General features: G+C 36.7%; 18 protein-coding genes and 1 pseudogene. 6 read left to right on the forward strand and 13 right to left on the reverse strand.

The annotated features are described in order from the left end of the window. Positions 1-72: 72 nt before the first annotated feature. From EHW90_RS07030 to EHW90_RS07070, 10 genes are all read right to left on the reverse strand, one after another. Positions 73-2,469 carry an HAD-IC family P-type ATPase gene (locus tag EHW90_RS07030; protein ID WP_124952154.1) on the reverse strand — a complete coding sequence of 799 codons (2,397 nt, stop codon included), beginning with the start codon at positions 2,467-2,469 and terminating at the stop codon, positions 73-75. Between the two features lie 11 nt (positions 2,470-2,480). After that, on the reverse strand, positions 2,481-3,098 hold the full coding sequence (locus tag EHW90_RS07035) for a hypothetical protein (RefSeq protein WP_124952155.1): 618 nt from the start codon (positions 3,096-3,098) through the stop codon (positions 2,481-2,483). Between the two features lie 4 nt (positions 3,099-3,102). Next, on the reverse strand, positions 3,103-3,837 hold the full coding sequence (locus tag EHW90_RS07040) for a hypothetical protein (protein WP_124952156.1): 735 nt from the start codon (positions 3,835-3,837) through the stop codon (positions 3,103-3,105). Between the two features lie 35 nt (positions 3,838-3,872). Then, on the reverse strand, positions 3,873-4,343 hold the full coding sequence (locus EHW90_RS07045; RefSeq protein ID WP_243113933.1) for a hypothetical protein: 471 nt from the start codon (positions 4,341-4,343) through the stop codon (positions 3,873-3,875). A gap of 75 nt (positions 4,344-4,418) precedes the next feature. After that, positions 4,419-4,574 (reverse strand): hypothetical protein, encoded by a 156-nt coding sequence (locus EHW90_RS13485; protein ID WP_243113934.1) that lies wholly within the window; start codon positions 4,572-4,574, stop codon positions 4,419-4,421. 41 nt (positions 4,575-4,615) lie between these two features. Next, positions 4,616-5,284, reverse strand: a complete 669-nt coding sequence (locus tag EHW90_RS07050) for a hypothetical protein (RefSeq protein WP_009445365.1) — start codon at positions 5,282-5,284, stop codon at positions 4,616-4,618. A gap of 141 nt (positions 5,285-5,425) precedes the next feature. After that, on the reverse strand, positions 5,426-6,211 hold the full coding sequence (locus tag EHW90_RS07055) for a YhfC family intramembrane metalloprotease (RefSeq protein ID WP_124952157.1): 786 nt from the start codon (positions 6,209-6,211) through the stop codon (positions 5,426-5,428). A 1-nt stretch (position 6,212) separates the two neighbouring features. Further along, on the reverse strand, positions 6,213-7,019 hold the full coding sequence (gene proC / locus EHW90_RS07060) for a pyrroline-5-carboxylate reductase (protein ID WP_124952158.1): 807 nt from the start codon (positions 7,017-7,019) through the stop codon (positions 6,213-6,215). A 68-nt stretch (positions 7,020-7,087) separates the two neighbouring features. Further along, positions 7,088-7,645: a putative ABC transporter permease gene (locus EHW90_RS07065; RefSeq protein ID WP_124952159.1), complete on the reverse strand. Its 558-nt coding sequence runs from the start codon at positions 7,643-7,645 to the stop codon at positions 7,088-7,090. 9 nt (positions 7,646-7,654) lie between these two features. After that, the gene (locus tag EHW90_RS07070) at positions 7,655-8,740 is read right to left on the reverse strand and encodes a M14 family zinc carboxypeptidase (protein WP_124952160.1); all 1,086 of its coding nucleotides are present in this window, start codon (positions 8,738-8,740) and stop codon (positions 7,655-7,657) included. 378 nt (positions 8,741-9,118) lie between these two features. Between EHW90_RS07070 and EHW90_RS07075 the strand changes: the two genes are divergently transcribed. Beyond that, complete coding sequence (locus EHW90_RS07075) at positions 9,119-10,603, forward strand: aldehyde dehydrogenase family protein (RefSeq protein WP_060932104.1); 1,485 nt, start codon at positions 9,119-9,121, stop codon at positions 10,601-10,603. 117 nt (positions 10,604-10,720) lie between these two features. Here the strand turns inward: EHW90_RS07075 and EHW90_RS07080 are convergent, their stop codons facing one another. Together EHW90_RS07080 and EHW90_RS07085 are read right to left on the reverse strand one after the other, a co-directional pair. Beyond that, on the reverse strand, positions 10,721-11,419 hold the full coding sequence (locus EHW90_RS07080) for a hypothetical protein (protein ID WP_124952161.1): 699 nt from the start codon (positions 11,417-11,419) through the stop codon (positions 10,721-10,723). A 161-nt stretch (positions 11,420-11,580) separates the two neighbouring features. After that, on the reverse strand, positions 11,581-12,747 hold the full coding sequence (locus tag EHW90_RS07085) for an SAM-dependent methyltransferase (protein WP_124952162.1): 1,167 nt from the start codon (positions 12,745-12,747) through the stop codon (positions 11,581-11,583). Positions 12,748-13,208: 461 nt separating this feature from the next. Between EHW90_RS07085 and EHW90_RS07090 the strand changes: the two genes are divergently transcribed. The 5 genes from EHW90_RS07090 to EHW90_RS07110 all read left to right on the forward strand — a co-directional run bounded on the left by EHW90_RS07090 (position 13,209) and on the right by EHW90_RS07110 (position 19,659). Then, the gene (locus tag EHW90_RS07090) at positions 13,209-14,357 is read left to right on the forward strand and encodes a double-cubane-cluster-containing anaerobic reductase (protein WP_124952163.1); all 1,149 of its coding nucleotides are present in this window, start codon (positions 13,209-13,211) and stop codon (positions 14,355-14,357) included. An 11-nt stretch (positions 14,358-14,368) separates the two neighbouring features. After that, on the forward strand, positions 14,369-15,154 hold the full coding sequence (locus EHW90_RS07095; RefSeq protein WP_124952164.1) for an acyl-CoA dehydratase activase: 786 nt from the start codon (positions 14,369-14,371) through the stop codon (positions 15,152-15,154). Positions 15,155-15,254: 100 nt separating this feature from the next. Further along, positions 15,255-15,965: an alpha/beta fold hydrolase gene (locus EHW90_RS07100; protein ID WP_124952165.1), complete on the forward strand. Its 711-nt coding sequence runs from the start codon at positions 15,255-15,257 to the stop codon at positions 15,963-15,965. 1 nt (position 15,966) lies between these two features. Beyond that, positions 15,967-18,549: a bifunctional lysylphosphatidylglycerol flippase/synthetase MprF gene (gene mprF / locus EHW90_RS07105; protein ID WP_124952166.1), complete on the forward strand. Its 2,583-nt coding sequence runs from the start codon at positions 15,967-15,969 to the stop codon at positions 18,547-18,549. Between the two features lie 297 nt (positions 18,550-18,846). Further along, positions 18,847-19,659: a hypothetical protein gene (locus tag EHW90_RS07110; RefSeq protein ID WP_243113935.1), complete on the forward strand. Its 813-nt coding sequence runs from the start codon at positions 18,847-18,849 to the stop codon at positions 19,657-19,659. A 673-nt stretch (positions 19,660-20,332) separates the two neighbouring features. Here EHW90_RS07110 and EHW90_RS13805 read toward each other — a convergent pair. Further along, positions 20,333-20,908 (reverse strand): annotated as a pseudogene (locus tag EHW90_RS13805) (TerD family protein); the annotation flags it as partial. Positions 20,909-20,942 lie beyond the last annotated feature (34 nt).

Here is a 20,942-nt window from a genome sequence, read left to right on the forward strand (position 1 = left end):
CATCAATTACTATAATGAATATTACAGTAAAAATAAGAAGCTGTCGATATAATATGACAGCTTCTCATACATTTACTCCGTTTTATTTTTTCTTTCCTTATTTTTTACATACAATATCTGTATATTTTCCACCAGTATGGTAAGATTTCTAAATACCGACTCTGCTCCGAATCCGAATATAACCATCAATAAGACGCTTACTCCGGACAAATCTGTAAGTGCAAACAGCTTGCCGAAGAACAGCCCTGCAAATATAAACCCGAAAATATTGCCTGCTATAATCATATACTTTCTTGTGTTGAAAGGCTCACTTATCTTACATAAAATCATAAAGCCTACAACCGACATTATCATAGTGGCAATAGTTCCGATACTGTCATCGGATATCTCAAATACTCTTCCGCACATCACTATCGCAAACACCGCAATGACATCAGTCAATCCTCCCGGCAATGCTTTTATGAGTACATTCTTAAGAAAATCGCCCTTAATCCTGTGCTTATTGGGTTCCAGTGCCAATAAAAATCCGGGAATACCTATAGTAAACATACTTACAAATGAAATCTGTGCAGGCTCAAGCGGATATGTGAACATAAATACCGCCGAGAGCACGGATAAAAGCAGTGAGAATATATTCTTTACAAGAAACAGACTTGCAGAACGTTCAATATTATTGACCACTCTTCTGCCCTCATATACCAGATCAGGCATATGTGCAAAATCCGAATCCAAAAGTACAACCTGTGCGGCCTGTGCTGTTGCCTCACTTCCCGATGCCATTGCCACACTGCAATCGGCATCCTTCATAGCCAGTATATCATTGACACCGTCACCTGTCATAGCCACAGTATGCCCGCTACTTTGTAACGCTTTTACAAGTAGCTGCTTTTGTTTTGGAGTCACACGCCCGAAAACTGTATAATTATTTGCCGCCTCCGCTATTTTCTTATCACTGTCAAGTAAAGATGCATCAATATAATGCTGTGCATTTTCTATTCCGGCCTGAACTGCAATCTGTGAAACCGTCTGCGGATTATCTCCTGAAATTACCTTTATAGCCACATCCTGACTCTTAAAGTAGTTAAATGTCTCTACAGCATTCGCTCTTATCGGATTGGCAAAAGATATAAATCCGAGAGGAAGCACATCTTTCTCGATGCCGTTTTCAATATTGTCACCTTCATACTTTGCAAAAAGCAGTACTCTGCTACCCCTCTCTGTATAAGGCAAAATATCGTTTTCATACTTTGTTATATTACTTTTAAGAATAAATTCAGGAGCTCCAAGTACATAGCAGCCGTCATCAAAGGTGATGCTTCCGTATTTAAGCGTGGACGAAAAAGCCGATATCTTAAGAGGCACTTTCCTCCCGTATATCTTTATATTACTTGCATATAACTTTAACGCCTTCATTGTCGCATTATTATCTTTTGAAGCAAAGGCATAATCCGCCAAGAGTCTCTTCAAATCTTCCTCATGTAATGTATCATGTGTGCCTGATTTACAAAGGAAAACATCTTCCACCTTCATATCAGGTTCGGTAACGGTTCCCGTCTTGTCTACACAAAGTACATCAACTCTTGCCAAAGTCTCAATACTCTTCATATCATGTAAAAGTACCTTCTTACCTGCCAGCTTCATTGTACTTATTGCAAGTGCAACCGTAGTCAAAAGATACAGTCCTTCAGGAATCATACCTATAATCGCCGCCACTGTAGATGTCACACTCTTACTGAAGGTATCATGATTTACATAGAAGCTCTGCCAAAACAAAATAATTGCAATAGGTATTATAATAATACCTACAGTCTTTACAATAAGATTTATCTGACGTATCATCTGTGACTGTTCTTTACCGCTCATAGACTTAGCTTCTATACTGAGCCTTGAGATATATGAATCCGCTCCTACCCTCTCAAGCTTTGCATAGCACTCTCCGGATACTACAAAACTTCCGGACATCAATGTACTGCCGGGAGTCTTTTCTATCTCATCCACCTCACCTGTCAGTAATGACTCATTCACGTGGATGCTTCCGCTTATAACTGTAGCATCCGCGCAGATTTGTTTTCCTGCCGACAATAAAACTATATCATCCTTTACAAGCTCTTGTGACAAAATATTTTGCAGTTTACCGTCTCTTAATACATCCGCATGCGGTGCATTAAGAAGGTTCATCTTCTCAAGTGTCTTCTTTGCACGCAGCTCCTGTACTATTCCTATTACAGTGTTTCCTATAATTATCGGAAGAAATGTAAGATTTCTAAAAGATCCTACCACTATCAGCAATATTGAAATAATCAAAAATATGAGGTTGAAGTATGTGCATACATTTGATAACACAATTTCTCTTTTAGTCTTATCAGTCTTTATATCCGCCTTATTTACCTCACCTCTTTCAACCCTTGTTGCTACTTCCGCTTCACTAAGTTCCACCAAGACCGGATTATTCTCATCAATACTATCCATAAAACTGTCCTTTATATTATTTCTTCATCTTTTATACCCATAAGCTTGCGCTCCCAATCCCCTACTATATCACAAAGTATGCCGTCACAGGTATACTCATCTTCTCCATAGTTAAATTTACATGTAAATAAAGGCTCTCTTTTGGCAGCTTTATAAAACTTCATTGCATACTCATACAAATTTTCAGGATTAAATGTAATATCAAGTCTGTCTGCAATACTTTTTCTTATATTATCCCATTCTATACCTTTTTTCTTATAGTCTTCTCTTATATAAGATAAGTATCCGTTACAAAACTTCTTTAATATACTCTCATTCTTATATATATACTTACAGGTAAAGTCAAAAATATTTCCGGCATGAAGCAAAAACTCCATAAGCTCTTTTATGCTGTCCGCCACTCTTCCGACACTGCCCTCACTGCTTATAAGTCCAACACTGCCGTCCTCTAAAATAACAAACTCTCCTCCGCTTCCGTCAACTGCAAACGCTTTTGCAGACATTGAATATACCTCACCGTTTTCGGACATTGCAATATCCTGATTTTGCTTATAAAAGCATATATTACACTCTCTCATCAGTACTGTATTCAAATCATCATCTTTTCTTATCATTTCAATCAATTCCATAATATTACAACCCTAAAGACTTTATTACCCAATATGTAAGCGCTAATATGGCCATTGTAATATAGCTGTATACAACTGTCAAAATAGCCAACCCCATACCTTTTTTCCAATATTTTATACTTATATACAAAACGTCTATAATATTTACTATCGGTATCATTTGCAGAAAAAAATGTATCGTCCTCATCGAGAAACTCATTCCATATTTTTTTCTTGTAATATCCAGCATACAATTCACCGCTACAGTACACGGCAATCCTATAAAAACATATGATGCCAATATATATGGTACTACTACTACAATAAAAGCAATAAATAAAAATATCAAAATTGACGTAACCAATTGATTGTCAGATTTAATCGTCATTGAAATCCACTCAAAAATAATATAGGACAGTATTCCTACACATCCACATATAAAGGGCGCTGTTATATACTTATATAGAAAGTATGTATTCAGGCAATAATCTATATCTTCTATCTTTGTAGCAGATAAAACACCTCGAATTTGTAATATCATAACAACAAAAATCATTATAAATAAAGCAAATACAACAACTATCGACGATTCGCCCAACCTATTATTTTCTATAATCGAAAATACAAAACCATACAATGCCGTTCCGTATAGCAGTGCCAACAATATAATCGGCAGTCTGCTTTTTTTCACTTGAACATCACTGTTCTTACCATCCAAAATCTCTTTTACTTCAACATCATCTTTTTTCTCAAAATCCATATCTTCACTCATATCCCGTTCAAAATACTACTACCCTACAGTGCAGGTACAATAAAATATGCGGCTATACCGACAATTAGACAAAAAGAAGTTATAACAGCAGCGACCTTACCTCTCTTCCAATATTTTATACTTATATAAAACCCGTCTATAAGATCCAATATCGGTATCAGTTGCAAGAAAAAATGTATCATCTTTTTAAAAGAACTCATTCCGAATTTTTCTTTTGCAATATACAAGGCGAAATTTATGCTTATAATACATGGCAAACCTATTAAGACAGTTACTGTAAATATATAAGGTACAAGTAATAAACCAAAAGCTGCAGCAATACCTATAGGATCATCTGACGACTTAACGGTTATTAAAACCATAGATGCCACTATTCTTCCACAACTCCATATAAAGGGAGCCGTTATATACTTATATAGAAAGTATGTATTCAGGCAATAATTTATATCTCCTATCTTTTTGGCAGATTCAATACCTCGCACCTGTAATACCATAACAACAAAAAACGTTATAAATAAAGTAACTGCAAAGGCCATTAACAAACCTAACAATATAATGTTTGCTATAAACTAAAATATAAAACCATACAATGCCATTCCATATAGCAGTGCCAACAATATAATCGGCAGTCTGCTTTTCTTCACTTGAACATTGCTGTTCATATCATCAAAAATCTCTTTTACTTCAACATCATCTTTTTGCTCAAAATCCATATCTTCACTCATACCCGGTTCCAATTTTTATCAGTTTCAAAAACGCTACTACCCTACAATGCCGGTACAATAAAATATGCGGCCATACCGACAATAACACAAAAAGCGGTTACAACAGCTGCGACCTTACCTCTCTTCCAATATTTTATACTTATATACAAACCGTCTATAAGATCCACTATCGGAATTATTTGTAAAATAAAATGCAAGATACATTTCCCTAAACTTATTTTATTTTCACTCTTAGTAAATGCCAATATACAAACAGACGCTATAAAACTTGGTATATCCGCTATAATCGCAAATGTCCATACTATAGGTAACATTATAAATGCAAAAGCCCATAAAAAAGGTAATATAAGCAGCAGTTGAGGCATTACAAACGACATCGGAGTGATTACGATTACTCCAAGCATAATATATAGAGATATAAATATAGCGGTCAATATAACAGGAGCCGCTGCATACTTATAAAAAAGGTAACTGTTTATACAGTAATTTATATTTTTATTCCTTATGGCAGATATGCTTCTTATACTCTGCGTTATCACTACTATCATAAGTGCCGTAAAAAACAGTATATTTATAAGTACAATAATTAAAACCGGAATATGAACCCGTGACTCAGCCCCCATTCGGCTAAACAAAAATACGTCAAACCCTATCCATCCATATAAAAATACAAGATAAAATATAGATAATCCCCATGAAAACCTCTTCATAACCGCTCCTTTTTATATCATTTTATCTGCCAAAATTATAACACGTACCATATAAAAATACATCTTAACTTTATACTATGATTAACTCCAATATAAAAGTGGGCTGAAAAATCAACCCACTTTAATACTTGACATGAAACCCTAATTTTCTTCTTTCCTATATATATTCCTTGCAAACAGTGCCGCCGCTACCGCTATCGCCGCCAAAACCACCTCAACTATGACTGCAGGTATATGTGTACCTGTCATAATTACAGATATCGCATCTACCAAAAAGTGTATAAGCAGCGCTGCAAAAAACAAGGATTTTTTATCCTTTACAGAAAACCAAACCAAAACTGAAAGTGATATTTGTATGATTACGGTAGATATTCTCTCCACTATACCGAGCAAATATATATAAGAGGGTGTTGTAGCCAATGTGGTGATACTTGTCTGAAGCTGTGAAAGCGCGGCCCCGGACAAACTGCCTGAAACCGACTCAATCCTTCCGTTATTTACCATAGCAGCCAATGTCAGATTACTTATCATTGTAAATCCCAGAATAGCCGCCGCCTCAAATCCTCCATGACCTGCACCGTACATAAGTGCATTTATATCTTTATCCATGCGTTTTTTCAGCATCACTTTGAATGCAAACAGTCTGCCGCACTCTTCAAAAACAGCAGCCATCGCTCCGCCATATATCGCATACAGTACAATATTATTTTTAATATTTGCACCTATAGATGAACCCAGCACTACTTTGTGAACCGACGTTTCAAGTATCATAGAAAAAAATATAAATATAAAGCATCCTACAAAAAAAGGCGATATATCCGTCTTTTTATTCTTCCTGAAAAAAATGAACAGAACAATCGGTATCAAAAAGCCTGCAAAAGCGGCCGTTCCCATAAAAAATATACTTAAGGAAGGTACTTTACTCATATTACTTTCCGATTTCCGTTGTCTTCTTGTATGCAGCCTCTACAGCTTCCATTATGCTGCCCTGTACTCCAGCTTTTTCAAGTACATGTAATCCCTCGATACTGATTCCGCCCGGTGCATTTATCTCATCAATAATCTGATAGAAATGCTTGTTTGTTTTTTCCAAAACCATTCCTGTAGCTATCAAATTCTCTATTACAATCTGCTTTGAATCGCTTCTTGAAAGCCCGATCTTTACACCTGCATCTACCAAAGAAGCGGTAATAAGTGTGAGCCACTCAGGACCTGCACATCCTATAGCGGTGAAAGCGTCCAGCTGATTTTCCTGCATTTCCATAGTCTTTCCTATAGCATCTACAATAGCTGTCACCTTCTCTTTTTTCTCATTCGGAAATTCCTTGTCAAATACAAGAGCACTGTATCCTCTTTGAGACTCTATCATTGTATTCGGCATCACTCTGGCAATATGTGTCTTTTCTCCGAACCATTTATGTAATTTGTCTATTGATATTCCTGCGAGCAAAGATACTATAATCTTCTTCTCGTCAAGATATGGCAAAATCTCCTTTGCAGCCGCTTCGCCGTCCTGAGGTCTTACCGCAAATACAATCAGGTTTGCCTTTAAAGCCAAGTCCTCCGCACTCTCAACTATAGAGATGCCAAACTCTCTTTTAAGCTCATACTCTCTCTTTGTTACAGCCTCTTTTACATATATATTTTCAGGCAGGAAAACTCTTCTCTTTATAAGTCCCCCAATTATTCCTGCGGCCATATTTCCGCCACCAATAAATCCGATACCTTTAGACATACTTACTCCTTTACTTAAAATAAAATTAGTTTTGAATCAAAATATATTCAATCCAATGTCCTATTATATCACTTTCCGAGAAAATTGCTCCCTAAAAATGGTCGAAAACTCAAATCTATCAAAAAAATTATGGCAAGTATTAAAGAAAATACATTTATCGCTCTTTTATCTGCTTTTTTGATACAAATATTTATCAGAGGTTCAATAAAATATAGTATTATCAAACCGCCTATACCGAACTTAACACTGCTCCAAAGCGCAATCCTTCCTTCAAAGTTACAAAAATAATTGCTGTAGTCCCAAAGCCAATCTCCGGTTAAAAACTCCATAAAATAGCTTCCGAAAAGTTCAAGTACTGTAGTGATAAGCATTGTGCTAAAAAATACCAAGATAAATGAAATATTGATCCTGCCTATTTGAATCCTTTTATCTCGCACTCTTTTAAGCAGTATAATCAGTATCAACCCTCCGAATCCGTATATCGGCAGATACGGTCCGAACAAAAATCCTCTGTTTACATAGCCTACATGAGTCTCAAATATACCTACCGATACCTCATATATCCATCCCAAAAAAGAGCAGGTCATAAATATAAGGAAAATATTTCTAAGTTTAGTAAAATTCATAATATAAGCCTATTTTCCGAGAACATACTTTACAATATCCGGTAATACTCCCTTATTCTGCTGCCAAATATTCTCAATCTGTGTTTCAGGAACAGGTGAAGTACCGATACCGACCTCGACTGTAACATTCGGTATGCCCTTCTCCCAATCAAGCCAATCCTTAAAACCTGTACCGTACTTTGAACCGTCAGCCTCGGGAGATACAAGCTTGTAACCTGTATGTGATACAACTATATCGGCCATCGCCTTATCCTTTGCCGCCACTTCCGCAGAGGCGTGCTGATTTGACCAGTATATAATCTGACCCTGTGCGTGGTAATTTAATACCGCCGCAAACTTTTCATTATTTACCAAATTTATGAGATACTGTGTTTCACTCTCAGAACCTGCACTTGGTCCTTTATAATGCTCATTTGAAGGTCTCTTCCTGCTGTCCGCTCTGTCCTTCCAGCCCTGAGTCGGGAAATTGTGGTTAATATCCACACCGTTTAAATTATTCTTCCACTTGTTCAAAAACCAGTTGTACTTGTCCTGATTTTCCTTAAGTCCCCACTCCGACCAGCTGTCGATAATCTCCTGCAGTTTCTTCTTTGACTCTTCCTTATTCAGCCCGTTGATACCGCTTTGTGATATTGCAACTCCGTCAGGATTTACCATAGGAATATACTCTATACATACCTCATCCAAACTCTTATCACCTTCATCTCTTTTATCAAGCATCTCCTTTATCTGACGCATTACAAGCGGTGTGGTGATGTACTCTCTCGCATGAATTGCACCCACTACCAAGATCTTCTTTCCTGCATCCTTGTTACCTATAGTTATTCTGTACATATTTCTTCCGTCAGGTGTTGTGCCTATAGAATCTGAAGTGACTCCCTCATATTTTTGTTTCAAAAGATTTATATCACCTTCCATCTTTTGATATGTATACATCTCACTTCCCAAAAAATTAAAATCCGTACTTACATTCTGTGTAGTCGCATAATTCGCCGAGGCATGACCTATTATTCTGCCTGCCAAAACCGGCATCGCCTGTGCCATTGTAATACATGTGGTTAATGTTATTGCTGTCCAAATATATCTCTTCTGCATATCTTCCTCCATCTTTTGTGCCTTTCTAATATACGACATAACGGCAAAAAATAATAGTTACAAAAAGTTTAAAAGATATATAAAATTAGATATATTTTTATTTTGTGCCTGTATATATGACTATATTAACCAATGTTTTGCAATTTTGAGCTTTTAAATTTTATGCAATCCCTATGTACTTTGATAAAAACACGACGAATATAGCTGTAAAATATTAGCAAATAATATAAAAAATGCTCTTTTTATTTGGTTGTAAGCAATTTATATTTGTTAAATTATCTACTTTCGCAAAGTCTATAGCTTTTATTTTTCTTTTATGCTAGAATCAATCTATAGTAATTTACTAAAGATTAACAACTCGAAAGGAGTATTTTAAATATGGCAAAGAGACCGGACGAAAAGTATGGACTTTTTATTAACGGAGAATTCAGAGATTCAAAGGACGGTAAGTTTTTTGATACATACTCTCCTGCAACCAAAGAAAAAATCGCAAGTGTGGCGGAGGCTACCAAGGAAGATGTAGATGATGCTGTAAATGCGGCATGGGCAGCTTTTGATTCTTGGAAAAACCTTGATAAGATAAAGAGAGCCGAGATTCTTTTAAAGATTGCAGATGTTATAGATGCAAACAAAGAAGACCTCGCTTATATCGAGAGTCTTGACAACGGTAAGCCTCTTCGTGAGACATTAAATATAGATATACCTTATGCTGCAGATCATTTCAGATATTTTGCATCCGCTATTCGTACAGAGGAGGATACTTCAAACTTCCTTGATTCAAAGACTCTCTCTCTTGTATTCAGAGAACCTATCGGTGTAGTTGGACAGATAGTTCCTTGGAACTTCCCTTTCCTTATGGCTGCATGGAAGCTTGCACCCGTACTCGCTTCAGGATGCTGTACAGTACTTAAGAGCAGTTCTTCAACTCCTCTTTCAATCCTTGAGCTTGCAAAACTTGTTAAGGACATCATACCGAAGGGTGTATTCAATGTTATCTCAGGTGCAGGCAGCAAATCAGGACAGTATATTCTTGATCACAACGGATTTAGAAAGCTTGCATTCACAGGTTCTACAGAGATAGGCTATTCTGTAGCAAAGGCAGCAGCTGAAAAACTTATACCGGCAACACTTGAGCTTGGCGGAAAATCTGCAAATATATTCTTTGACGACTGTGACCTTGACCTTGCTATTGACGGTGTACAGCTTGGAATCCTCTTCAACCAGGGACAGGTTTGCTGTGCAGGTTCAAGAGTATTTGTACAGGAAGGTATCTATGATGAGTTTGTGAAGAGAGCTGTAGATCAGTTTAACAAGATTGTGGTAGGAAATCCTCTTGATATCAATACTCAGATGGGTTCACAGATTAACGAAGGTCAGGTAGCAAAGATTCAGGCATGTGTAGACAGAGCTGTGGCTGACGGTGCTACTGTTGCATGCGGAGGTTCACGCTATACAGAGGGTGAGCTTGCAAACGGATCATTCTATAAGCCTACACTTATCACAAATGTGACCAACGACTCTTACGCAGCTCAGGAAGAAATCTTCGGACCTGTAGCAGTTATCATCAAGTTTAAGACTGAAGATGAAGTAATCAAATATGCAAATGAGAGCGTATACGGTCTTGGCGGCGGTGTTTGGACAAAGGATCTTAACCGTGCATTCCGTGTTTCAAGAAGCATCGAAACAGGTAGAGTTTGGGTAAATACCTACAATGCTATCCCTGCAGGTGCTCCGTTTGGAGGATATAAGACTTCAGGTATCGGCAGAGAGACACATAAGGTTATCCTCGATCACTATACACAGATGAAGAATATCCTTATCAAGCTTGATGAGAATCCAAGCGGTTTCTACCCTAAAAAATAATATAAAGCTGTTCCTTTATATAGTATAAATGACAATATACGGTATATGCACACCATACTGTATATCAAATACAAAAAAACTCTCATTCCGCTAAAATCGGTTTGAGAGTTTTTATGTTTAGATATTGATTGTATCAGGATTGCTGTGATTGCGTAAGCTGCCATGTCTTAAGTAGTTTCCGTATCTCATATTTGTCAGCTTTAACATCACTATAGGCAAGATTATAGACTTTATGCAATACAATCCTAAAAAAGTAAAGAAAAGTTCCGGTTTTACTTTAACAGTAAGTAATTTTGTGGTGTATCCTATATAAAATATACTTACATTCAGTCCCACATTAAATAATGTGGTAAGTACAGGAAATGCTATATCCACTTTGGATTTAGGAGAAAAATACTTCACGGCAAATAATGACAATACCGAAATATTTGAAATACATATAGGCTTATAATTATGTCTATATACTACCATTGTTTTTACATTATAAAATGAGCATTCATGTCGGTATAAACTAAGTTCGTTTATCCATGTATATGTAATATTTGATATATCCTCCCACGGTACCGTCAAATCTATCTTTTTCAAATAAATTCCGTCCTTTGAGATAACACATTTTGTAAATACAAATGAAAATACAACAAACATAACAATCCATATTATATTTAATACGGTACAAAGCTTTGTTGAATTAAACAGATGACCTACAATAATTATATCTCCACCTCCCGAAAGAAAATATATTACCATTGTAAAAAACATAAGCATAAATAATGTAAATCTGTAATATATACTGTGAAATTTTATTCCTTTTTTCATACGCTCCACCTTTTTATAAACTGCTTATATTATAATACATCTTTTGAGCAGGTACTAATACATTTCACACATAAAATAAACTCCGGTCCGTTTTATATTATTTATCCCGTATTTTAAAATAAAAAAGCTCTCACAAAAGTGAAAGCTCCTTATTTACTATATTAGTACCATCTGGTCATCGGCAACTCATTGTTGACATCATTTGTAAATATAATCTGGTGAAGATCTATAACTCCATTCCAAAAAGTAGCGGCACAGCTGCACAGATACAGCTCCCACATTCTGGCAAACCTTTCATCAAACATCTTAACCACCTCATCTCTGTGAGCCTGGAAGTTTGCATTCCAGCAAAGCAAGGTCTTGTTATAATGTCTTCTAAGGCTCTCCACATCTAATGTATAAAGTCTTAAATCACTTGCATCAGATATAATCTCTCGAAGACTCGGTATAACACCGCCCGGGAAAATATATTTCTTAATCCATGCATCACCCGGATACTCCTTAAGAGAGCTGATAAAGTGAAGTACGAATATACCGCCCGGAGCAAGTACGGACTTGGCACACTGCAAATACTCCGCATAATTGCCTCTGCCCACATGCTCAAGCATACCTACACTGACAATGCTGTCGAAAGTTCTCTTGGTCTTTGGAAGATCTCTGTAGTCCATAAGCTCTACTTCAAGGTAATCTTCAAGACCCTCTGCCTTTATTCTCTCCTCAAACTTAGCCTTCTGCTCATGGCTTAGAGTTATACCCAGGCCCTTTACTTTATACTTCTTTGCAGCCTCAATGAGCAAAAATCCCCAACCGCAACCGATATCAAGTATTGTCATACCCTCTTTCAGATGCATCTTATCCAAAAGATGATGTACCTTGTTTACCTGAGCCTGATAGAGTGTATCATCTTCATTCTTAAAATATCCGCATGAATAGCTCATAGTATCATCAAGCCATAGACTGTAAAAATCATTTCCTATATCATAGTGTGAAGAAACTTCCTTCTGCTGATTCTTCTTTGAAAGTGAAGTAAATATAAGCTTCTTCAACTTGTTTTGATCTGTTGAAAACTTACTCATCTGTCCGAGGAACATATTTAAAGCCTTATAAAGGTCACCCTCTATCTCGATATCTCCGTCCATATATGCCTCGCCCAAGGTAATAGACGTACTTGTAAGCATATCCACAACTGAAGGTACCTTATTTACCTTAATAGAAAATGTAGGTTCTCCCTCTCCTATCATATGCTTATTTCCGTCGATTATCATCTCAAACGGATGCTCATCAAACTTTTCCATAAACTTTACAAACTCATTTTCTATCAATCCCATTTTAATACCTCCAATGGTTTCTCTATATATCATCAAATAAAAAAGACAATGGCGAATCCTCGTCTCGACATCATTGTCTCTATGCATATCTAAAATGCGATATAAATTTAACAAAACATATATAAAAAGTCAAGTTTACTACACAATTTTCTATCTTTTGCATATATTAACACTCTAATGCATTGGTAAAAGCTGTCATATTTTAGAGGCAGTATAAATACTTTATTAAGTAAAAGAATACTTTTCTAATATAGCAAATACTTATTTTACAATATCTTTATTAAAAAATATTTTTTGCAGAATACCGGTTTAAAAGCTTGAAAACAAAAGTATAACTATTGAGAAAACAAATAAACCCTGTCTAATTATACAAAAAACAAATCTATTGAATATATATATTGTAAACTTTAGTTATTTTATATACAATTTATACAATATATCGTTTTACGGAGGATTTCATTATGTTACGACTGCCGGAAAATTTTGAGAGTTTTCCTGAAGCAAGAAAATCAGGCTTTATGAAGATGAAAGCTCATAAAGATAACGGAGGTAAAATAGTAGGAACATACTGCTCATTTATTCCTACAGAACTTATCATGGCCGCAGGTGCAATTCCTGTTACACTCTGTGCTACAAGTGAAGAGCCTATAGCTGCCGCACAAGAACATCTGCCAAGCAACCTTTGCCCTCTTATCAAGGCAAGTTACGGATTTGCACTTACAGATACCTGCCCGTACTTTTACTTCTCTGACTTCATAGTAGGTGAGACCACCTGTGACGGCAAAAAGAAGATGTTTGAGCTTATGAACGACATCAAGAATACCTATGTTATGCAGCTTCCGTCTTCAAGAGATGAAGTTGCACTTACAATGTGGGAAGCCGAAATCAAAAAGTTTTGGAAAAAGCTTGAAGACTTCTACGGCGTCACAATAACCGAAGAGGATGTTAAAAAAGCAATATTACAAAAAAATGCCGAAAGAGACCTTGTACTTGAATATCTTGACCTCGGCAAGCTGAATCCGTCTCCTATCTCAGGCTACGAACTCGGAACCAAGCTTGATACACTGAGCTTTATACCAAGTATGGAAGAGCGCTGCAAGCAGTTAAGAGAACGAATAGACGAGGTCAAGGCCGACTGGGAAGCAAACTATAAGGGTAAGGTAAGCAGGAAGCCAAGAATATTGATAACAGGATGTCCAAACGGCGGTGTCAGAGACAAAACTATCAAAGTATTGGAAGAACTCGGTGCGGACGTGGTAGCATTTGACACCTGCAACAGTAACAGAGAAAAAATCGAAAAAGTTGACACAACATTGCCTGTGACAGAGGCTCTTGCCAAAAAATATCTGAATATCAACTGTTCTGTTATGAGTCCGAATACCAACAGATTAAAGTTCATCTCAGATATGATTGACGATTATCAGGTAGACGGAGTACTTGAGATAATACTTCAGGCCTGCCATACTTTCTCTATAGAGTCATACAATGTCAAAAAGTCCATACTTGCAAAGGGAATCCCTTATCTTAAGGTGGAAACAGACTATTCAAAGGCGGATGCGGGACAGATAAATACCAGACTTGAGGCTTTCCTTGAAACAATAGCCGTATAAAGAGGTTTTTGATGGATTGTAAATATTACATAGGAATAGATATAGGTTCTACAGCTTCCAAGGTTGTGGTTACAGATAATGAATTTTTACTTGACTCATTTTGTATGCCTACAGGTTGGAACAGTAAGGAAACCGCCAAAGCTATAATACAAAAGCTTAAAGAAAAAGGCTTTAGTGAAGATATGGCTTGTGCGGCTACAGGTTACGGAAGGATATGTGTAGACTATGCCGATAAAAACATCACGGAGATAACCTGTCACGGCAAGGGTGCTTATGCACTTTTTAAAGTAAACGGTACCGTTATAGATATAGGCGGACAGGACACCAAGATTATTACACTTGAGGAAGGCATGGTGAAAGACTTTTTGATGAATGACAAATGTGCGGCAGGTACAGGCAAGTTTATAGAGGTTATGGCAAACAGGCTGGGATGTGACTTTGGCGAACTTTATGCACTTGCATACTCCGGCGACGCTCTGTCTATAAGTTCCATGTGTACCGTATTTGCGGAATCTGAAGTAATAAGCTATATAGGTTCAGGTGAAAAAAGAGAAAATATTGCCGCAGGTGTTATAGACTCAGTAGCCAATAAAGTAATATCTCTTGCCAAAAAGCATGGTATAAAAGGCGAAGTCATGCTTACAGGCGGTCTCAGCTTCACACCTTATTTTGTAGAACTTATGTCGAAAAAGCTTGATAAAAAGATTCATACACATCCGCTTGGAAGATACGCAGGTGCTATAGGTGCCGCACTCTCACTAAGGCCTAAACAAAGTAATCCTATAGTATTTGACTGATTATTAAAAGGACTTTTTAAAGAAGTCCTTTTTTATTTGACTTTTTTATTTCTTTGTGCTAGAACTTGTTCATAAGTAAAGCTATGAAAGTGTGTTATATATGAAGTTTTATAGAAGAAACGGTGAATATATACATTATGAAATTTGTGGAGAAGGTTTTCCGGTTGTTTTCTTACACGGTAACAACCTTGAAAGCGGATACTTTAAAAAACAAAGAGTTCTAAGTAAATACTGCAAACTTATATTTGTGGACAGCTTGGGACATGGCAAATCAGGAGATATTTTGGGGAAAATAAGCTTTTCTTATCTGGCAGACAGCCTTGAAGAGCTGCTCTCACATTTGCATATAGAAAAGTGTTTGCTTGTAGGACATAGTGACGGTGCAAACCTTGCCATAGAGTACGCAAAACTGCACGGCAAAAGAGTTGCAGGTATTATTGCAAACAGCGGCAATATCTCATTTGACGGTTTAAAGTTTTTACCAAAATATGCCTGCTTTTTTGAAGAATACCTCTACAAAGCTCTCGGCATATTTTTCCCTGTTTTCAAAAGAAGGTCTATGGTATCTCCTCTACTTCATGAAAGTCTTGATATATCAAAAGATACCTTCAAAAATGCAGACTATCCTGTCATCGTTTTAGTAGGTGAGTGCGATATGATAAAGAGAAGTCACAGTATCTCTATATCAAAACTCTTCCCACACGGAAAGTTTATAGAAAGAAAAAATCAAGGACATAACATTCCTAAGAAAGACAGTACCTACTTTAATAAGACTGTTTATAAATTGGTTCAATATATTTCAAGGAGGTAGGATGCGCAGTATAATCTCATTCCTAAAAAAATACCAAAATATCCTAAAGGGTATACTTTTTATATCAATACTTATTCTGGTAATTATAGAACTTTTCCATATGGGAAAGACTATATCATTCAGTGCCGTAAAAAAGATAATAGAGCATCTCTCACCTCTTCAGGTCTTAAGCCTGTTTATCTTCGGAATACTTGCGGTATCTCCGATGATGCTCTATGACTATATACTGACAAAAGAACTTGGCAAAGAGATTTCTGTAGGCAAGCTTATTGAAAGCAGCTGGACGATAAACAGCCTGAACAACCTTATCGGATTTGCAGGGCTTGTTGATGTAGGACTTCGCTACAGCTATTTCAGTGAAAAGGAAAAAGAGGGCAAGACAATGCAGGGCATATCAAAGGTAATGCCTTACTTTATGTCGGGACTTTCTTTGCTCTCACTGCTTTCAGTGTTTTTTATCTTTTTTTATGCAAAAAATGACACACTTAGACCTTACAGCTTTGTCCTTATCATTGCCTCACTTATACTTCCTGTTTTACTTATACTTTCTACCAGAAAAAATATGGATTACTTCGGAAACTTAAGCGGCAAAAAGATGTCGGCACTTATAGTAACATCTTTACTTGACTGGAGCTTTGTATCGTTATTTTTCTTCTATGTCGGAAGAACTTTGGGATATGATGTTTCATTGGTGAATATACTTCCATTGTATTTTATCTCCATATGCATAGGAATGGTTTCTATGATACCGGGAAGTCTCGGAAGCTTTGATCTTATGATGATTAGCGGACTTTTACATCTGTCAATCAATCACAATGAAGCTGCAAGTTGGCTCTTACTCTTTAGAGTTTTTTATTATATAATTCCGTTCTTTATCGGACTTATCCTTTTCTTAAAGAGCATGGGAGGTCAAATCAACGATAAGTTTTCCGGTATTCCGAATAAGCTTTCAAAACTTGTAAAGCAAAGTGTAAGCCACTTTATGGCAAATTTCTTCGGATTTTTTCTGATGGCGACAGCCATCCTTCCCGACAGTATACACTCCATACCTATTATCGGAAAGATGGATCCTATACATGGTCAGCTGCTTTTCCAGTTCCCAAGCTTCTTACTTGGAAGCTTATTCTTCCTGCTTGGAAGGCTGTTAAAGAGACGCTCACAGTTTGCACTTTGGTTTGCCGCCTGTTTGTCTTTTATAAGTCTGATTTATATAAATATCGGAGATATTTCGGTTTTCAGCAGCATATATCTGATAATATTCATCCTTTTGGTATTTTCAAGGAGAAAGGATTTGGACAGGAAATCATTTTTCTACCCTCCTGAAGACAGATTAAAAGATATAGGATATATTATAGGCAGCTTTGCACTCACATTCTTTCTTATGTATATTTCAAGTAAGAATACAGGACATGAAAGTCTGGGATATATTATCTTCCACAGCAAAGTCGGTATGGAACACGCTACTAAAATGCATTTTTTTAATGTCTTTTTTACACGTTTTTTACATCTGTTCATCTACCTTGTCATAATAGCACTGTTTTATATTGTAGTGGAATCACTTGCAAAGGACAGGCATTTTTCATTCGGTGAGAAGTTTGATAAGGTCAAATATCAAAATTTTTTGCAAAGTTTTGATAATACAAATCTGAACGCCTCACTTGCATTTTTGGATGACAAACTGCTCTACTACTACACTGAAGATAATAAAGACCTTGTGGTATTTCAGTTTGCCTTGGAGGACGGCAAGGCTATTGTTATGGGTGACCCGATAGGTAAAAAAGAATACTTTAAAAATGCAGTCACCAAATTTATAAATGAAGCCGAATCTAAAAATCTTATTCCGCTTTTTTATGAAATCGGACAGGAATTGACCTTACTTTTGCATGAGCTTGGATATGAGTTCATGAAATTCGGTGAGACTGCCAAAGTAAATCTTAATGAATTCGGACTTGTGGGAAAATCCGGAAGAAAGTTTCGTGCCATTATAAACCGAGGCGAAAACTCAGGATACAGCTTTAAGATAGTGAATCCTCCGTTTTCAAATGAATTTATGGATGAACTTGAAAATATTTCAAATTCTTGGCTCTCGGGCAGAGAGGAAAAGGGATTTTCACTCGGCTTTTTTGACAGAGACTACCTCTCATTAGCGCCTATCGCCTGTGTACTTGATGAATCAGGAAAAGTACAGGCATTTGCAAACTTCCTTGTATGCAATACCGCCACCGAATCAAGTATAGACTTGATGAGATATGACCCGCAGACTGAAAGAAACGGTATTATGGACTATCTCTTTGTACAGATTTTTCTTTATATGAAGGAAAAGGATGTGATGTACTTTGACCTTGGAATGGCACCGCTGTCCAATGTGGGGCAAAACGACCACAGCTTTGTCGAGGAAAAACTTGCCTTTTTGGTATACACATTTGCAACACGTTTCTATTCATTCGGCGGCCTTAGAAAATATAAGGAAAAATTTGCTCCTACCTGGGAAGCAAGATACCTCTCCTACCCTAAAGACAGCAACCTCTTATTTAACCTGCTAACCCTATATAAAGTAGACAACAGGCAAGTCAAAAAGATATAATTAGATACTTATGTAAAATCTTAACTACAGTGGAGCAACAGAAATCACATCGAAGGACTCTCAAAGTGACAAAACTTATACTTCAAGTGAAAGTGATCAGAGTGCTATTTTAGTTTCTACTTCTGATGATGTATCTATCACTAATCCTACAGTTACAAAATCAGGTGATTCAGATGGTGGAGATAATTGTAACTTCTATGGTTTGAATGCTGCAGTTTTGGTGAAAGATGGGTCTAATACTACTATTACAGGTGGTGACATAACTTCTGATGCAAAAGGTTCAAATCAGGTGGCGGTGTGACAAAAGCATCAAATCTTGATATTACTACAAGCGGACAATCATCTGCTGCTATTCGTACAGATAGAGGCGGTGGCAGTGTCACTGTAGATGGCGGTACATATACATCAAATGGTCTTGGCTCTCCGGCTATTTATTCTACAGCAGACATTTCTGTATCTAATGCCACATTAACATCCAATCTTTCAGAAGGTGTATGCATAGAGGGTTTGAATTCTATAAAGCTTGAAAACTGTGACCTTACCGCTAAAAATACAAAGCAAAATGGTAATGCTACTTTTTTAGATACTATTATGATTTACCAGTCAATGTCCGGAGATGCAAATAGCGGCACAAGTAGCTTTAGCATGAGTGGTGGAAGTATTACCAGCAAGAGTGGTCATGTATTCCATGTTACAAATACAGATGCTGTCATTACTCTAAATAATGTCACAATAAAGAATGAAGATAGCAATAATATATTACTTTCTGTTTGTGCAGATGGTTGGAGTGGTGGCTCTAATATTGCTACATTAGATGCTACATCTCAAAAACTCAGTGGCTTAGTAAAAGTAGGCAATGATTCAACTCTCACCATGAATCTAAGTTCTAATTCAAATTTTGAAGGTACAATAGATGGTAATATCAGCAATGCTTCCGGTATCAGAGTTTCAACTGAAGTTGGAAATGTTTCTGTTACATTAGATGACACAAGCACTTGGACATTAACTGCTGACAGTTATGTGACAAGCTTCCATGGTAATTCACAAAATATCATAAGTAATGGACATACACTGTATGTAAGTGGTACTGCACTTACAGGTACTAAATAATTGCAAGTATTTTAATTCATAAACTATAAGAGTGGGCCAGGCCCACTCTTATTTATATATCACTATATATAATTTAACCTCAATCCTTAGAACCTCTTACCCAGCGCAATCCCCATCCAAATGCTTTATCAAGTTCTACGTGGCCACCATAAAACTTCACCACCTTCTCCATAGAAAGTGACTGTCCATCACGGTTTTCTAAAAGAGCTATACCACACATAGTTAAATTTGAGCCATATTCATCCATCTTCACTATAATATCTCTGCTTCCCGGACATTTTACTGTGACAACACCATTAGTCTCATACCAGTTGGCTGCACCTTCATATATAAAGGTATATACCAGCATTCTTTTAATCTGTGGAATCATTGCACTGTTTACTCTAAGATTCTCACCATCTACTGCTAAACCTGTTCTATCATCTCCATCAAGAGAAATATATGGAGGATTAACCAAGCTACCAAAGCAATTCCCAAGTGCCTGTACTACTCCCTTTCTACCATCTTGCAACTCATAAAGACAACCAAGGTCTAAGTCTATGCCATTTCCAAATCCTTTATTTTGTGGCTGACTCCAGTTTAAGTTTATTAGTATTTCTCCACTGCCTTTTTTTAAGCTTACCTTATGACCCTTCTCAAGTACAATAGCACCTCTATCTCTATCCTGAAGTTCAAGGTTCACTCCATAATTCATACAAAGTGCTTTTAGTCCGCCTTTGAACCCACTACCTACGGCATTGAATTTCCACTCATTCTTATACTTATATATTTCTCCAACTACTATAGAAGCCTCCATTGAAAAGTCTTCGCCTAAATCATATCTAAGTATCTCATTATTGTTTGTAGTATCCAATATATGGATATAAGCATTGCTGACCTGACCAAAATTTTGTCCTCTCTTATCAGCATCATAGATAGTCACTGCAATAACAATTCTTTCAATGTCGCTTGGTACCATCCTTAAGTCTACGTAGACTTGTTCATCATCACCCATAGCACCACCTGTCAAATTGTCGCCCATATGACAGACACTTCCTGATGAATGCTTTAGATTCCCATAATAAATAAAGTCATTATTTGAACTTACCCTGCCATCAGCTTTCAAAAGAAATGCTGTTGCATCAAGGTCGAAGTCATATCCGCCACTATACTTATTGGTATCCCAACCTAAACCAACCATAAGTTTACTCAACCCCGGATTTCCCTTTGTCAAATCTACCTTCTGACCTTTTCTTAAACTTAATGCCATAATATAATCCCCTTTTATTTAATAATTTATTAGC

Source organism: Lachnoanaerobaculum orale (assembly GCF_003862485.1).
Classification (GTDB): Bacteria; Bacillota; Clostridia; order Lachnospirales; family Lachnospiraceae; genus Lachnoanaerobaculum; species Lachnoanaerobaculum orale.